The 17,353-nt window shown below is 77.4% G+C and carries 3 protein-coding genes and 2 pseudogenes; all 5 read left to right on the top strand.

The annotated features are described in order from the left end of the window. Positions 1-82 precede the first annotated feature (82 nt). Positions 83-2,302, top strand: a complete 2,220-nt coding sequence (gene pabB / locus ACOBQU_RS06120; RefSeq protein WP_423624869.1) for an aminodeoxychorismate synthase component I — start codon at positions 83-85, stop codon at positions 2,300-2,302. A gap of 49 nt (positions 2,303-2,351) precedes the next feature. Next, positions 2,352-3,266: an aminotransferase class IV gene (locus tag ACOBQU_RS06115; RefSeq protein WP_423624868.1), complete on the top strand. Its 915-nt coding sequence runs from the start codon at positions 2,352-2,354 to the stop codon at positions 3,264-3,266. Positions 3,267-3,316: 50 nt separating this feature from the next. After that, positions 3,317-4,552, top strand: a complete 1,236-nt coding sequence (locus ACOBQU_RS06110) for a cytochrome P450 (RefSeq protein WP_423624867.1) — start codon at positions 3,317-3,319, stop codon at positions 4,550-4,552. Between the two features lie 195 nt (positions 4,553-4,747). After that, positions 4,748-13,267 (top strand): annotated as a pseudogene (locus ACOBQU_RS06105) (type I polyketide synthase); the annotation flags it as partial. After that, a pseudogene (locus ACOBQU_RS06100) lies at positions 13,268-17,263 on the top strand (SDR family NAD(P)-dependent oxidoreductase); the annotation flags it as partial. Positions 17,264-17,353 lie beyond the last annotated feature (90 nt).

Raw genomic sequence — 17,353 nt, 5'->3', positions numbered from 1 at the left:
CGGGCCCGGCCGCACCCGGTCCCCAGCGGTCCCGCCCGGTCCCGCCCGGCCCCACCCGGTCGAACCCGACAAGGAATGGTCGATGCGTGCGCTGCTGATCGACAACTACGACTCCTACACCTACAACCTGTTCCAGCTTCTCGCCCGGGTGTACGGCAAGGAGCCCACGGTCCTCGTCAACGACGACCCGTCGTGGGCGCGCCGGGACCCGGCCGGGTTCGACTGCGTCGTCATCTCGCCGGGGCCCGGCCGCCCCCAGCGCCCCACCGACCTCGGCTGCTGCCCGGACCTCCTGGACCGCTGGCGGGACGTGCCGGTCCTCGGGGTGTGCCTCGGCCACCAGGCCATCGCCCACCACCACGGCGGGCGGGTGGCGCCGGGCACGCCCCGGCACGGCCATCTGACGCGGGTGCGCCACGGCGGCGAGGACCTCTTCGACGGCCTGCCGCAGAACTTCACCGCCGTGCGCTACCACTCGCTGCGCGTCACCGAGCCGCTGCCCGCGGAGCTGCGGGCCACCGCCTGGGCGGAGGACGGCACCGTCATGGCGCTGCGCCACTGCCGACTGCCGCGCTGGGGGCTCCAGTTCCACCCGGAGTCCGTCGCCAGCGAGTGGGGCGCCCAGCTGCTGCGGAACTTCGCCGAACGCCTGGGCGGCCACTACGCGGCCCCGCCCCCGCGGTACGCCCGCTGGGCCCGCCCCCGCGAGGACGCGAGCGCCGCCGCCCTCGACCTGACCGTGGAGGTCGTCGACCGGGCGGTGGACACCGCCGCCCTGTTCACCGCGCTGTACGCGCGCAGCGACCCCTGCTTCTGGCTGGACAGCAGCGCGCCCGGCGTCGGCGGGGCCCGCTTCTCCTTCCTCGGCGACACTCGCGGCCCCCTCGCCGAGACCCTCACCTACCGGACCGGGCGGCACACCGTGACCGTCCGCGACGCCGACGGCGAACACACCGAGGACGGCACGATCTTCGAGGTGCTCCAGGCCCGCCTGCGCGCCCGCCGCCTCGACGCGCCCGATCTGCCCTTCGACCTCAACGGCGGCTACGTCGGCTACTTCGGCTACGAACTCAAGGCCGAGTGCGGCAGCCCCAACGCCCACACCGCCGAAACCCCCGACGCCGTATGGATGTTCGCTGACCGGCTCGTGGCGGTCGACCACCAGGAGGACCGCACCTATGTGCTCGCCCTCAGCGGCGGCCGGACGGGCGAGGCGGAGGCCGCCCGCGCCTGGGTGACCGCCACCGCTCGGCGCGCCCGCGACCTGCCCGGCCCCCGGGCCGCGCCCCCCGGCACGCGGCCGCTGCCGGAGACGGCCGCGCCCCTCACCCGGGACCGCGCCGCGTACGTCGCCGACATCGAGCGGTGCCTCGACGAGCTGCGCGGCGGCGAGAGCTACGAGATCTGCCTGACCAACCGCGTGAAGCTGCCGCCGGTGCGCGACCCGCTCGCCTACCACCTGCTGCTGCGGCGCCTCAACCCCGCCCCCTACGGCGCGTTCCTGCGCCTCGGCGACACCGGCGTGGTCTGCTCGTCCCCGGAGCGGTTCCTGCGCATCGACCGCGACGGGACCGTGGAGAGCAAGCCCATCAAGGGCACCGCGCCCCGCGGCGCGGACCCCGACAGCGACGAGCGGCTGCGCCGGTCCCTGACCGCGTCCGCCAAGACCCGCGCCGAGAACCTCATGATCGTCGACCTGCTCCGCAACGACCTGGGCCGGGTGTGCGAGGTGGGCTCCGTCGACGTGCCCGCCTACATGGTCACCGAGTCGTACGCGACCGTGCACCAGCTCGTCACCACCGTCCGGGGGCGGCTGCGCCGCGACGTCGACCCCGTCGGCTGCGTGCGGGCCTGCTTCCCCGGCGGCTCCATGACCGGCGCCCCCAAGCTGCGCACCATGGCCATCATCGACCGCCTGGAGCAGGAGGCGCGGGGCGTCTACTCCGGCACCATCGGCTACTTCGGGCTGTGCGGCGGCGCGGACCTCAACATCGTCATCCGCACCGCCGTGACCTCCCCCACCGGCACGGTGATCGGCGCGGGCGGCGCCATCGTCCTGGACTCCGACCCCGACGACGAGTTCGACGAGGTGCTGCTCAAGGGCCGGGCCCTGGTGCGGGCCCACGCGCTCCTCACCGCGCGGGGCGGTGCGCACGAGGGCGACGGGGGTGACGAGGGTGACGAGGGCGACGAGGGTGACGAGGGTGACGAGGGCACGGACACCGCGCAGCCGGGGGCGTCGGACAGCGCGTCCATCGCGCACACCGCGTACAAGGGGACCTGTGAGCACTCAACCGACTGACCCGACTGACCCGACTGACCCGACTGACCCGACTGACCTGCCTGGCCCGGTGGCGTCCGCGCACGCGGCACCCGGCCCCGCGGCACCCGCCCGCGCGGCCATCACCCACCTCGACGGCACCCCCGCGACCCCGGACGACCTGTCCGCGCTCGCCCTGTACAACTACGGGCACTTCACCAGCCTGCGCGTGGAGAGCGGCGGCCGGGTCCGCGGGCTCGGACTGCACCTGCGGCGCCTCGCCGACGACTGCCGGGCGCTGTTCGACACCGACCTCGACACCGACGCCGTACGGGAGGCGCTGCGCCGCGTCGCCGACCGGCACACCGCGCCCGTCACCGTGCGGGTCACCGTCTGCGACCCCGCGACCAGCCTCGACGGCGTCGGCCCGGCGTCGCCCGTCGCGCTGCTCAGCGTCCGGCCCGCCTCCACCGCCGTGCCCCCGCCGCTGCGCCTGACGGGCGCCACGTACGTGCGCGACCTGCCCGAGGTGAAGCACACCGCGCTGTTCGGGGTGCTGCGGCTGCGCCGGGCGGCCCGGCGGGGCGGCTTCGACGACACGCTGCTCTTCGACCACCACGGCCACGTCCAGGAGGGCACCACCTGGAACGTCTGCTTCTGGGACGGCGCCCGCCTGGTGTGGCCCCGGGCGCGCTGCCTGCCCGGCGTCACCGCGCGCCTGCTGCGCGAGGCGGCCGTCGCGGCGGGCGTGCCGGTGGCCGACGCGTTCGTCGCCCGGCGCGAACTCGGCTCCCTGCGGGCCGCGTTCGCCACCAACGCGGCGTTCGGGGTGCGCCCCGTCGCCCGCGTCGACGACGTGACGTACGCCGAGGACCGCGACCTGCTGGCCACGCTGCGCGCCCTGTACGCCGATGTGCCCGCCGACGACCTCGACGCCCCGCGGGCCGGGCCGCGCGGCGCCGCCCATGATCCAAGCCGGGTCCAAGAAGGCGCCAAGAGCCACTGAACACAATGCGGTGCGCCAGCGCACCCGACTCCCCGAGGGAAGGACCGACCATGTCTACCGCCGCAGCGCCCGGGACATCCTGGCAGGACCTGCCGTTCCTGGACATCACCGTGCCCGACTTCGACTGGGACTCGCCCGAGGTGGCCGAGGCCCGGGAGCGGTCCTGGGTCGCCAGTACGCCGCTGGGCCTGCTGGTGCTGCGGTACGCCGAGGCCCACGCCCTGTCCCGCGACCCGCGCCTGGTGTCGGGCTTCCGGGGCGTCGTGGACCTGGTCGGGCCGTCCGAGGGCATCGTCCGCGAGTTCATGCGGGACTTCATGCAGAGCCTGGAGGGGCCCGACCATCGAAGGCTGCGCGGCCTGGTGACACACGCGTTCACCTCGCGGCGGATCGCCGCGCTGCGGCCGTTCGTCCGCGCCACCGCGGAGCGCCTCGCCGACCGGCTCGCGGCGGGCGGCGAGGGCGACTTCGTGGCCGCGTTCGCCGACCCGCTGCCCGCGGCCGTCGTCTGCGAACTGCTCGGCTTCCCGCCCGAGGACCACGCGACGGTGGGCCGCTGGTGCAAGAGCACCAACCTGGTCCTCGCCCTGGGCCCCGACCAGAGCCGCGTCGGCGAGGTCGAGGAGGGCCTCGCGGGCATGTACGACTACTTCGAGGCCGTCGTCCAGGAGCGCAAGGCCCGCCCCGGCGACGACCTGTTCTCCGACGTGCTGCGCGCCCAGCGGGAGGACGGCGCGCTCGACGACCGCGAGCTGCGCACCCTGATCGCCACGCTGCTCGTCGCCGGGTACCAGACGACGAGCCACCAACTCGGCCACGCCATGGTGGCGTTCGCCGCCCACCCCGAGCAGTGGAAGCTGCTGCGGGAGCGGCCGGAGCTGGCGCCGGACGCCGTCGAGGAGGTGCTGCGCTGGTGCCCCACCACGACCGTGGTGGCCACCAAGTCCGCCGCCGAGGACTTCACCGTCAACGGCCTGCCCATCCAGGCCGGTACGCCCGTCTGGCTGTGCGCGCACTCCGCGCAGCGCGACCCGCTGGTGTTCCGCGACGGCGACGCCTTCGACATCACCGCGCGCCGCGAGGCCGCCCCGCTGGCCTTCGGCGGCGGCGCGCACTTCTGCCTGGGCGCCGCCCTGGCCCGCGTCGAACTCGCCGAGGCCTTCCAGGCGTTGACCGCCCGCCTCGACCCGCCGGAGGTCGCCGGGCCGATCACCTGGCGGCCCTCGACCGGCGTCTCCGGCCCCGATGTGCTGCCGCTGCGGTTCGGCGCGGCGGCCACCGCCTGACCGGCCCCGGCTCACGCGGTCCGACATCCTCGCGGGAAGGGCAGCACGTTCGACATGACGCACGGCACCCCAGGCACCCAGGACCCCCACGCCGCCAGGACCCTCGACTACCTCAAGCGGCTCACCGCCGACCTCGCCGACACCCGGGAGCGCCTCAGGCGGGCCGAGGCGGCGGGCCGGGAGCCGATCGCCCTGGTGTCGATGGCCTGCCGCTTCCCCGGCGGCGTCGCGACCCCCGAGGACCTGTGGCGCCTCGTCGCCTCGGGGACCGACGGGATCTCCCCGCTGCCCGCGGACCGCGGCTGGGACGTCGACGGGCTCTACCACCCCGACCCCGACCGGCCCGGCACCAGCTACGCGCGCGAGGGCGGATTCCTCACGGACGCCGCCGCCTTCGACGCGGCCCTGTTCGGGATCAGCCCGCGCGAGGCCCTGGTGATGGACCCGCAGCAGCGGCTGCTCCTGGAGGTGTCCTGGGAGGCCTTCGAACGCGCCGGGCTCACACCCGAGGCGGTGGGCGGCAGCCGCACCGGGGTGTTCACCGGGATGATGGGCCAGGACTACACCGCCCGGCTGCCCGGGACCCTCCCGGAGTACGAGGGCCAGTTGGAGACCGGGCGCGCGGCGAGCGTCGCCTCCGGGCGCGTGGCCTACGCCTTCGGCCTCGAAGGCCCGGCGGTCACCCTCGACACGGCCTGCTCCTCGTCCCTCGTGGCGCTGCACCTCGCCGTGCAGGCCCTGCGCAACCGCGAGTGCGACCTCGCGCTCGCCGGGGGAGTCACCGTCATGTCGAGCCCGGCGACGTTCCTGGAGTTCAGCCGCCAGCGGGTGCTGTCCCCCGACGGCCGGTGCAAGGCGTTCGCCGGGTCCGCCGACGGCACCGGGCTCGCCGAGGGCGTCGGCGTGGTCCTGGTGGAGCGGCTCGCCGACGCCCGGCGGCACGGCCACCCCGTGCTCGCCGTCGTCCGCGGCTCCGCCGTCAACCAGGACGGCGCGTCCAACGGCCTGACCGCGCCCAACGGCCCCTCCCAGGAACGCGTCATCCGCCAGGCCCTCGCGGGCGCCGGGCTCGCCCCCGCCGACGTGGACGCCGTCGAGGCCCACGGCACGGGCACCAGCCTGGGCGACCCGATCGAGGCCCAGGCCCTCCTCGCCACGTACGGCGAGGGCCGCCCCGCCGACCGCCCCCTGTGGCTCGGTTCCCTCAAGTCGAACATCGGGCACACCCAGGCGGCGGCGGGCATCGCGGGCGTCATGAAGACGGTCCTGGCGCTGCGCCACGGCCTGCTGCCGCGCACCCTGCACGTCGACACGCCGACGCACCACGTCGACTGGTCCGCGGGCACGGTGCGCCTCCTGACCGAGGACCGCCCCTGGCCCGACACCGGCCGCCCCCGGCGGGCGGGCGTGTCGTCGTTCGGCATCAGCGGGACCAACGCGCACGTGATCGTGGAGGCGGCCGAGGAGGAGGGGGCCCGTGCCCGCGGTGAGCTTCCCGAGGGGCAGCGGGCGGACGGCGGGCCCGTGGACCCGGGCGTCGTCCCCTGGGTGCTGTCCGGCGGGACCCCCGACGCGCTGCGCGCCCAGGCGCGCCGCCTGCGCGAGCACGTGGCCGCCCGCCCGCGTCCCGTCGACCTCGCGTACTCCCTGGCGACCACCCGCGCGGCCCTGGAGCACCGGGCCGTCGTCGTGGGCCGCGACCACGACGACCTGCTGCGCGGGCTCGGCGCCCTCGCCGACGGCGAGCCCTGCGCGGACCTCGTGGAAGGGGTCGCGCGCGAGCCGGGGCGGACCGTGTTCGTCTTCCCCGGCCAGGGCTCCCAGTGGGCGGGGATGGCCGTGGACCTGTGGCACGCGTCCGACGTGTTCCGCACCCGCATGGAGGAGTGCGCGGCGGCCCTCGCTCCGTACGTCGACGACTGGTCGCTGCGTGACGTGGTGTTCGGGGCCGTCGACGACGGGGTCGGGGAGCGCGTCGACGTGGTGCAGCCCGTGCTGTGGGCGGTGATGGTGTCGCTGGCGGAGCTGTGGCGGTCGTACGGGGTGGAGCCCGACGCCGTCGTGGGGCACTCGCAGGGGGAGATCGCCGCCGCCTGCGTGGCCGGGGCGCTGTCCCTGGACGACGGGGCGCGGGTGGTGGCGCTGCGGTCGCGCCTCATCGCGGCGAAGCTCGCCGGGGCGGGCGGCATGGTGTCGGTGACCGCCCCGGTGGCCGACGTGCGGGACCGCCTCGCGCCGCTCGCCGACCGCGTGTCCCTCGCCGCCGTCAACGGGCCCTCGTCGGTCGTGCTCTCCGGAGACCCCGGGGCGCTGGACGACCTGGTCGCCGCCTGCGAGCGCGACGGTGTCCGCGCCCGGCGCGTCGCCGTGGACTACGCCTCGCACTCCGCGCACGTCGAACTGCTCCGCGCCGACCTGCTCGCCGCCCTGGCGGGCCTGCGCCCTCGCGCGGGCGCGCTGCCGCTGTACTCCACGGTCACCGGCGGCGCCCTCGCGGGCGAGGAGCTGACCGCCGACTACTGGTACCGCAACCTGCGGCGCACGGTCCGCCTCGCGGACGCCGTCGAGCGCCTGGCCGCCGCCGGGCACGGCACGTTCGTGGAGTGCGGCCCCCACCCGGTGCTCGCCCTCGGCCTGACCGAGACCCTGGGCGCCCTCGGCCAGGACCCGCTCGTCACGGGCACCCTGCACCGGGGCGACGGCGGCCTCGACCGGTTCCTGCGCTCGCTCGGCGCGCTCCACGCGGGCGGCCGTTCCCCCGACTGGGAGCGGGTCTTCGCCGGGACCGGCGCCCGCCGGGTGCCGCTGCCCACGTACGCCTTCGACCGGCGGCGCTACTGGCTCGACGCCGCACCGCCCGCCGGTGACGTCGCCGCCGTCGGTCTGAGCCCGCTCGACCACCCGTGGTGGGGCGCGGCCACCGACCTGCCCGACTCCGGCGGCACCCTGCTCACCGGAGTGCTGTCCCGCGACACCCACCCCTGGCTGGGCGACCACGCGATCGGCGACACTGTCCTGCTGCCCGGCACGGCCTTCGTGGAGCTGGCCGTCCGGGCCGCCGAGCACACCGGCTGCGCCGCCGTCGCCGACCTCGCCCTCGAAGCGCCCCTGACCCTGCCGCCGCGCGGCGGGACGCACCTGCGGGCCGCCGTCGGGCCCGCCGACGCCGCCGGGGACCGCCCCTTCACCCTCCACGCCCGCCCTGCGGACGCCCCCGGCCTGCCGTGGACCCGGCAGGCCACCGGAACGCTCACCACCGCGGCCGCACCCGCCCCGGCCCGCCTCGACGCCTGGCCCCCGCCCGGCGCCGAACCCCTTCCGGTGGACGGCGCGTACGAGGACCTCGCGGCGCTGTCCCTGCGGTACGGGCCCGCGTTCCGGGGGCTGCGCGCCGCCTGGCGCCTGGGCGACGAGGTGTACGCCGAGGTCGTGCTTCCGGAGGAACGCGCCGGGGACCGGGCGGGGGAGGGCGACGGCGACGGCGACGGGTTCGCCGTGCACCCGGCGCTGTTCGACGCCGCCGTGCAGGCCGCGGCCCTCGCCCGGCCCGCCACCGGCGAGGACGCCGCTCCGCGGCTGCCGTTCGCATGGTCCGGCGTACGGGTCCACGCGGTCGGCGCGACCCGCCTGCGGGTGCGGATCACGCCGCTCGGCCCCGACGCCGTCACCCTGGAGGCGGCCGACGCGACCGGCGCGCCCGTCGTCTCCGTGGAGTCCCTGGCCGTGCGCCCGGTGGCACCCGACCAGCTGCGGTCGGCCGCCACGGGGCCCGCCGACGCGCTGTTCGCCGTGGACTGGGTTCCGGCGCGCGGCGCCGCCGCCGTCCCGCCGCCGCAGTCGTGGGCGGTCATCGGAGGCCACACCGGCCACGCCACCGACATCGCCGCCGCTCTGCGCGCGACCGGGGCCCAGGTCCGCACGGAGCCGGACGTGGCGGCGCTGGTGGCCGCGCCGGACGTTCCCGACGCGCTGCTGCTGGCGCTCCGGCCGAGCGAGGACGACCCGCTGCACGAGGGCGACCCGGCGGTGGACAGGGGCGGCCCCGCGGTGGACCGGGGCGACCTGGCGGCGACCGCCCGGGACACCGTCACCGATCTCCTGACGTTCCTTCAGGACTGGCTGGCCGCCGACCCGTTGGCCTCGGCGCGGCTCGTCGTGGTGACGCGCGGCGCCGTCGCGGCGTACGACGGCGAGACGGCCGACCCCGCGCTCGCCGCCGCCTGGGGGCTGCTGCGCTCGGCGCAGGCGGAGAACCCGGACCGGCTCGTCCTGGTCGACTGGGACGGCGATCCGGCCTCCGGTGACGCGCTGCCCGGTGTCGTCGGCGGTGACGAGCCGCAGGTGGCGCTGCGGGCGGGCGACGCGCTCGTGCCCAGGCTGCGCGGGGTGCCGGTGCCGACCGATGCCGCCGGGGGCTTCGACGGGCACGGCACCGTCCTGGTGACCGGCGCCTCCGGCGTCCTGGGGCGCGTCGTGGCCCGCCACCTGGCCGCCGCCCACGGCGTACGGCGGCTGCTGCTGGTCAGCCGCCGGGGCGCCGACGCCCCCGGTGCCGCCGAACTCGCCGCCGAACTCAAAGAGTTGGGTGCGACCGCCCGCTGGGCCGCCTGTGACGTGGCGGACCGGGACGCCCTGGAGCGCGTCCTCGCCGACGAGGTGCCCGCCGGGCACCCGCTGCGCGGCGTGGTGCACACCAGCGGCGTCCTCGACGACGGCACCCTCCCCGCGCTGACGGCCGAGCGGCTCGCCGCGGTGTTCCGGCCCAAGGCCGACGCGGTGGTCCACCTGCACGAGCTGACCCGCGACGCGGACCTCACCGCGTTCGTCGTGTTCTCCTCGGCGTCCGGCACCTTCGGCGCCGCGGGCCAGGGCGGCTACGCGGCGGCGAACGCCTTCCTCGACGCGTTCGCCGCCCAAAGGCGCGCCCAGGGGCTGCCCGCGCTGTCCCTGGCCTGGGGCCTGTGGGCCGACGCCAGCGCGATGACCGGCCGCATGTCGGACGCCGACCGCGACCGGCTGCGCCGCTCCGGCGTCCGCGCCCTGAGCGCCGACGACGGCACCGCCCTGCTCGACGCGGGCCTCGCCACCGGCCTGCCCGTCGTCGTCCCCGCACGGCTCGACCTGGCCGCCGTCCGCGCGGGCGCCGCCACCGACGGCGTCCCCGTGCTGCTGCGCGCCCTGGTGCCGCCCCCGGCCCGGCGCGCGGCGGCAGCCGACGACGAGAGCGGCGGCAGCGCCCTCGCCCGGGAACTCGCCGCGCTCACGCCGGACGACCGCACCGCGAAGGTCCTCGACGTGGTGCGCGCCCAGGCCGCCGCCGTCCTCGGCCACACCCAGGCCACCGCCGTCGAACCGGGGCGCGCCTTCCGTGACGTGGGCTTCGACTCGCTCACCGCTGTCGACCTGCGCAACCGCCTCGCCCGCGTCACCGGCCTTCGGCTGCCCGCGACCCTCGTCTTCGACCACCCCTCGCCGCGGGAGCTGGCCGCGCACGTCGCCGCCCGGCTCACCGGCCGGGACCGCCCCGCCCGCCCGGCCGCGCGCCGCCCGGCCGCCGCCGACGAGCCGATCGCCATCGTCGCCATGGCGTGCCGGTTCCCGGGCGGCGTGGCGGGCCCGGAGGACCTGTGGCGCCTGGTCGAGCGAGGCGGCGACGCCGTCGGCCCGTTCCCCGCCGACCGCGGCTGGTCCCTCGACCCCGGCCCGTACGCGGCCGAGGGCGGATTCCTGCGGGACGCCGCCGCGTTCGACGCCGACCTGTTCGGCATCAGCCCGCGCGAGGCCGTCGCCATGGACCCGCAGCAGCGGCTCCTCCTCGAAGCGTCCTGGGAGGCCCTGGAGCGCGCGGGCCTCGACCCGACGGCCCTGCGCGGCAGCCGCACGGGCGTGTTCGCCGGGCTGATGTACCACGACTACACGACGCGCCTCGGCACCATCACCGACGACATCGCCGGATACCTCGGCACCGGCGGGTCCGGCAGCGTCGCCACCGGCCGCATCGCCTACACCTTCGGCTTCGAGGGGCCCGCCGTCACCGTGGACACGGCCTGCTCGTCGTCCCTCGTGGCGCTGCACCTGGCCGCGCAGGCGCTGCGCGGCGGCGACTGCGACCTGGCGCTCGCGGGCGGCGTCACCGTGATGTGCTCGCCCAACGCCTTCACCGAGTTCCGCCGCCAGGGCGCGCTCGCCGCCGACGCCCGCTGCAAGCCGTTCGCCGCGGCGGCCGACGGCACCTCCTGGGGCGAGGGCGCGGGCGTCCTCCTCGTCGAGCGCCTGTCGGACGCCGAACGCGCCGGACACCGCGTCCTCGCCGTCGTCCGCGGCTCCGCCGTCAACCAGGACGGCGCCTCCAACGGCCTGACCGCGCCCAACGGCCCCGCCCAGGAACGCGTCATCCGCCAGGCCCTCGCGGGCGCCCGCCTCACCCCCGCCGACGTCGACGCCGTCGAGGCCCACGGCACCGGCACCACCCTCGGCGACCCCATCGAGGCGGGGGCCCTCCTCGCCACGTACGGCCAACAGCGCCCCGCCGAGCGGCCGTTGTGGCTCGGCTCGGTCAAGTCGAACCTGGGCCACACCCAGGCGGCGGCGGGCGTCGCCGGGGTCATCAAGATGGTCATGGCGCTGCGCCACGGCGTGCTGCCCAAGACCCTGCACGTCGACGCGCCCTCACCGCACGTCGACTGGGCGTCGGGCGCGGTGGAACTGCTCGACGAGGCCCGCCCCTGGCCGGACACCGGGCGCCCCCGGCGGGCGGCGGTGTCGTCCTTCGGCATCAGCGGCACGAACGCGCACGTCGTGCTGGAGCAGGGGCCCGAAGTGCCGGGCGGCGAGGCGGTGTTGGCGGCGACCGGGCCGGACGGCGGTGCGTCGACGGCGGCGACCGCCTCCGCCGCGGCGGCGGCCTCGGGCGCGCTTTCGGCGACCGCTCCCGGCGCGCTGACCACGGCCACCGCCGACTCCCCGGCCCCCGCCGCCGAGACCCCGTACGCCCAAGCCCCCGACTCCGAGGCGCCCAGCGCCGAACTCCCTTCGCCAGCCCGCCCCTTGCCCCTCCTGGTCTCCGCCCGGAGCGGCCCCGCCCTGCGCGCCCAGGCCGCCGCCCTGCGCGAGCGCCTGGCCGCGGCCCCCGGGCCGGACCTGGTGGACGTCGCCCACTCCCTCCTCGTGACCCGCGCCGCCCTCGACCACCGCGCGGTGGTCATCGGGGGCGACCGGGACGCGCTGCTCGGCGCGCTCGCCGCCGTCGCACGGGGCGAGGAGACGCCCGGCGCCGTCGAGGGCGTGGCCGGTGACCCCGGCCGGACGGTGTTCGTGTTCCCCGGTCAGGGCGCCCAATGGACGGGCATGGCCGCCGAGTTGTGGCGGTCCGCGCCGGTGTTCCGGGAGCGCCTGACCGCGTGCGCCGAAGCGCTCGCCCCGTACGTCGACTGGTCGCTGACGGACGTCGTACGCGACGCCGCTGGCGCCGGAGCCGACCTGGAGCGGGTCGACGTGGTGCAGCCCGCGCTGTGGGCGGTCATGGTGTCGCTCGCCGAGCTGTGGCGGTCGTACGGAGTGGAGCCCGCCGCCGTCGTGGGCCACTCGCAGGGCGAGATTGCCGCGGCCGTCGTCGCGGGCGGCCTGTCCCTGGCCGACGGGGCCCGCGTGGTCGCGCTGCGCAGCCGGGCCCTGACGGCGATCGCGGGCCGGGGCGGCATGGTCTCCCTGGCGCTCGCGCCGCCCGCGGCCGAGGCGCTCCTCGCGGACCTGGACGCCCGGGGCGCGGGCGGGCTGTGCCTCGCGGCGGTCAACGGGCCCGCGTCCGTGGTGGTGTCGGGCGACGTCGCCGCCGTCGACGCGCTGCTCACCCACTGCGAGCGGACCGGCGTCTGGGCCCGCCGCGTCCCGGTGGACTACGCCTCGCACTCGCCGCACGTCGAGGCGGTGCGCGAGCGGATCGCCCACGACCTCGCGGACATCCGCCCGCGCACGGGCCGCGTCGCCTTCCTGTCGACCCTCACGGGCGGCTTCCTGGACACCGCCGGTCTCGACGCCGCGTACTGGTACCGCAACCTGCGCGAGCCCGTCCGGTTCGAGCCCGCCGTAAGGGAGTTGATCGCCCAGGGGCACGGCGCGTTCGTCGAGGCCAGCCCGCACCCCATGCTCACCGCGGGCATCCGGGACGCCCTGGACGACACCCCCGGCACCACCGGCGCGGCCGTCGGCTCGCTGCGCCGCGACCAGGGCGGCCTGGGCCGCTTCCTGACGTCGGTCGCGCAGGCGTACGCCCACGGGGTCGCCGTCGACTGGGCGGCGGCCTGGGCGGGCCGCGCGCCCCGGGTCGTCGACCTGCCCACGTACGCCTTCCAGCGGCGCAGGTTCTGGCTCACGGCGCCCACCGGCGCCGGTGACGTGACCGCCGCGGGCCTTGACCGCGCCGGACACCCGCTCCTCGGCGCCCGCGTGGACCTCGCCGACGCGGGCGAGACCGTCCTCACCGCCCGCTGGTCCCTCGACACCCACCCCTGGCTCGCCGACCACACCGTCGGCGACACCGTGGTCGTACCGGGCACCGCCTTCCTGGAAGTCGCCGCGCTCGCCGGGGCCGAGACCGGCCGCCCGCACGTGCGCGAGCTGGTCCAGGAGCGGCCCCTCGCCCTCACCGGCGGCACGGCCGCCCGCGTCCAGATCCGCGTCGCCGCCGCCGACGAGGACGGCACCCGCGCCCTCGCCGTGTACGCGCGCCCCGACGACGCGCCCCCCGAAGAGCCCTGGTCGTGCCACGCCCGCGGCACCCTCGCCGAGGCGGAGGCGACGAAGCCGCCCACGCTCGACGGCCCGTGGCCGCCCCCGGGCGCCGAGCCCGTCGACCTGTCCGCGTTCTACGACCGGCTCGCCGACGCGGGCCTCGTCTACGGCCCCCTGTTCCAGGGCCTGCACACCGCCTGGCGGGTCGGGGACGACATCGTCGGCGAGGCCGCGCTGCCCGACGACGACCGCGCCGACGCGGACCGCTACCTCGCCCACCCCGCCCTCCTCGACGCCGCCCTGCACACCTGCCTGCTGCGCGCCGGTGACGGCGGCCCCGGCCGGGCCGCCATGCCGTTCGCGTGGAACGACGTGTCCCCGCACGGGCGTTGCGGCCCCGAGGTGCGCGTCCGCGTGTCGCCCGGCACCGCGAACGACGTCACGGTGACGGTCGCCGACGCCGACGGCACCCCCGCCCTGACGATCCGCTCACTGACCGCCCGCCCGGTCGACACCGGGCCCCCGAACGGCGGGCGGCACACCTGCCTGTACCGCCTGACCTGGGTGGAGCCACCCACCGCGAGCGGCACCGCACCGGGCACCTGGGCGGTCATCGGCGACACCGCCCTTGACCTGCCCGCATCCGCCGAGCGGTACGCCGACCTGCCCGCCTACCACACGGCGACCGCCTCCGGCGCGCCCGTACCGGACGCCGTGCTGGTGGAGGCCGCCGCGTACGGCGATGACACCGCGGCCGCCCACGACGGGCACGGCGCGGCCGCCCGTGCCCGGGAGCGGACCTGCCGGGCACTGGAACTGCTGCGCGCCTGGCTCGGCGACGAGCGGGGCGGTGCCGCGCGGCTCGTGCTCGTCACCCGCGGCGCCCTCGCCGCCGCCGACGGCGACCCGGCGGTCGACCCGGGCGCGGCGGCGGTCTGGGGCCTGGTCCGCTCGGCGCAGGCGGAGCACCCGGGCCGGTGCGTGCTCGTCGACGTCGACGGCCACCCGGCGTCGACCGCCGCGCTCGCCACCGCCCTCGCCCTGGACGAGCCCCAACTGGCCCTGCGCGCGGGCCGGATCCTCGTACCCCGGCTCGACCGCGCCCCCACGGCCGACGGCGGTGAGATGGCCGACGGCGGTGAGACGGTGTGGGACGCCGACGGCACCGTCCTGGTGACCGGCGCGTCCGGCACCCTCGGCCGGGCCGTCGCCCGGCACCTGGCCGCCACGCACGGCGTGCGCCACCTGCTGCTCGCGAGCAGGCGCGGCGGCGAGGCCCCCGAGGCGCCCGCCCTCACCGCGGACCTCGCCGCGCACGGCGCGCGGGTGACGTGGGCGGCGTGCGACGTCGGCGACCGTGACGCGGTGGCCGCGCTGCTGAAGTCGGTCCCCAACGCGCACCCGCTGACCGGTGTCGTGCACACCGCCGGTGTCCTCGACGACGGCGTGCTCGCGGCGCTGTCCCCGCAGCGCGTGGACCGGGTGTTCCGGCCGAAGGCCGACGCCGCGCTGCACCTCGACGAGCTGACCCGCGGCACGGAACTGACGGCGTTCGTGGTGTTCTCCTCGGCCGCCGCCACGCTCGGCAGCGCGGGCCAGGCCAACTACGCGGCGGCCAACGCCTTCCTGGACGCCCTCGCGCAGCGCCGCCGCCGGGCCGGGCTGCCCGCCGTGTCGCTGGCCTGGGGCCTGTGGGCCGAGACCAGCGGCCTGACGGCCGGGCTCGACGGCACGGACCGCGCCCGCATGGCGCGCTCCGGCCTCCAGGGCCTCAAGCCCGAGGACGGCCTCGCCCTCTTCGACGCGGCCCTCACCAGCGGCGAACCCCTGCTGCTGCCCATGCGCCTGGACCCGGCGGCGCTGCGGGCGCGCGGTGAGGCGCTGCCGCCGGTGCTGCGCGGCCTGGTGCGGGCCCCGGCCCGCCGGGGCGGCCGTGCGGCGGGCGCCGCCGCGCTGCGCCGCCGCCTCGCGACCCTGCCCGAGCAGGAGCGGAACCGGCAGCTCACCGACCTGGTCAGGGCCGAGACCGCCACCGTCCTCGGCCATGGCGACGCCGAAGAGGTGGGCCGCGAACGGGCCTTCAAGGACCTCGGGTTCGACTCCCTGACCGCCGTGGAGCTGCGCAACCGGCTCGCCGCCGCGACCGGCCTGCGCCTGCCCCCACGCTCGTCTTCGACCACCCCACGCCCACGGCGCTGGCCGCCCGCCTCGCCACCGAGTTCGCCTCCGCGTACGAGGAGGAGGGCGCCGGGAGCGCCGACGTGGAGCGGCGGGTGCGGGACGCCCTGGCCGCCGTCCCGCTCGCCCGGCTGCGCGACGCGGGCCTGCTCGACGCCCTGCTCGACCTCGCGGGCCGCCCCGCCGAGGCCCCGGCGGCCCCCGTCGACGGGGCCGGTGGTGGTCCCGGCGGCCATCCCGGCGGCGACGCGGGGCCGGGCGCGATCGACCGGATGGACGCCGAGGGGCTGCTCGCCCTGGCACTCAACAACGCGCACAACGCGCACAACGCGCACAACGCGCACAACGCGCACAACGCACACGGCGCGGACACCGCGGATCACGCGGGCGGCGCCGACTACGCGGACCTCGTGGTGCCGCACGCCGAGACGGAGGAGCACGATGCCGGTAGGTGACCAGCAGCTCATCGAGGCGCTGCGGACCTCGCTCAAGGAGGTCGAGTCGCTGCGCGCCCGCAACCGCGAGCTGGTGGCCGCGGCCCACGAGCCGGTGGCGGTCGTGGCGATGGGCTGCCGCTTCCCCGGCGGCGTCCGCTCCCCGGAGGACCTGTGGCACCTGGTGGCCACCGGCACCGACGCCGTCTCGGCCTTCCCCGCCGACCGGGGCTGGGACCTCGACGCGCTCTACGACCCCGACCCCGACCGGCCGGGCCGCACCTACGCCGTCGAGGGCGCCTTCCTCGACGACGCCGCCGGGTTCGACGCGGACCTGTTCGGCATCAGCCCGCGCGAGGCCGCCGCGATGGACCCGCAGCAGCGGCTGCTCCTGGAGACCGCGTGGGAGACGTTCGAGCGAGCGGGCGTCAACCCCGCCGCCCTGAAGGGCGAGCCCGTCGGCGCCTTCGTCGGCTCCGTCCTCATGACCCAGGGCGGCACCGCGGCGGCCAGCGAGGACACCGAGGGCCACCAGATGACCGGCGGCGCCGCCAGCGTCCTGTCCGGGCGCCTCGCCTACGCCTTCGGCCTCGAAGGCCCGGCGATCACCGTCGACACCGCGTGCTCCGCGTCGCTCGCCGCCGTGCACCTGGCGGCGCAGTCGCTGCGGCAGGGCGAGTGCACGCTGGCGCTGGCCGGGGGAGCGGCGGTGCTCACCACGCCGGGCATCTTCGTCGAGTTCAGCAGGCAGCGGGGCTCGCGCCCGACGGGCGGTGCAAGGCGTTCGCGGCGGCGGCGGACGGCACCGGCTGGGGCGAGGGCGTCGGCCTCGTCCTGCTGGAGAAGCTGTCGGACGCCCGCCGCAACGGCCACCCCGTGCTCGCCCTCGTACGCGGCTCCGCCGTCAACCAGGACGGCGCGTCCAACGGCCTGTCGGCGCCCAACGGCCCCTCCCAGGAGCGCGTCATCCGCCAGGCCCTCGCCGCCGCCCGGCTCTCCGCCGACCTGGTCGACGCCGTGGAGGCGCACGGCACCGGCACCACCCTCGGCGACCCCATCGAAGCGGGCGCCCTGCTCGCCACGTACGGCAGGGGCCGCCCCGCCGACCGGCCGCTGTGGCTGGGCTCCATCAAGTCCAACCTCGGCCACACGCAGGGCGCCGCGGGCATCGCCGGGTTCATCAAGACGGTCATGGCGCTGCGGCACGGCGTCCTGCCGAAGACCCTGCACGTGGACGAGCCGTCACCGCACGTCGACTGGGAGGCGGGCGCGGTGCGCCTGCTCACCGAGGCCCGCCCCTGGCCGGACACCGGGCGCCCGCGCCGCGCCGGGGTGTCCTCCTTCGGTATCAGCGGGACCAACGCGCACGTGATCCTGGAACAGCCGCGCCCCCAGGACGGCCCGGACGGGCGGGGCGGACCAGACACGCGGGGCGAGCGGACCAGCACGGAACCGGCGG

It is taken from the genome of Streptomyces sp. G45, from assembly GCF_049542095.1.
GTDB lineage: Bacteria > Actinomycetota > Actinomycetes > Streptomycetales > Streptomycetaceae > Streptomyces.
This window is presented reverse-complemented; position numbering and strand designations above follow the sequence as displayed.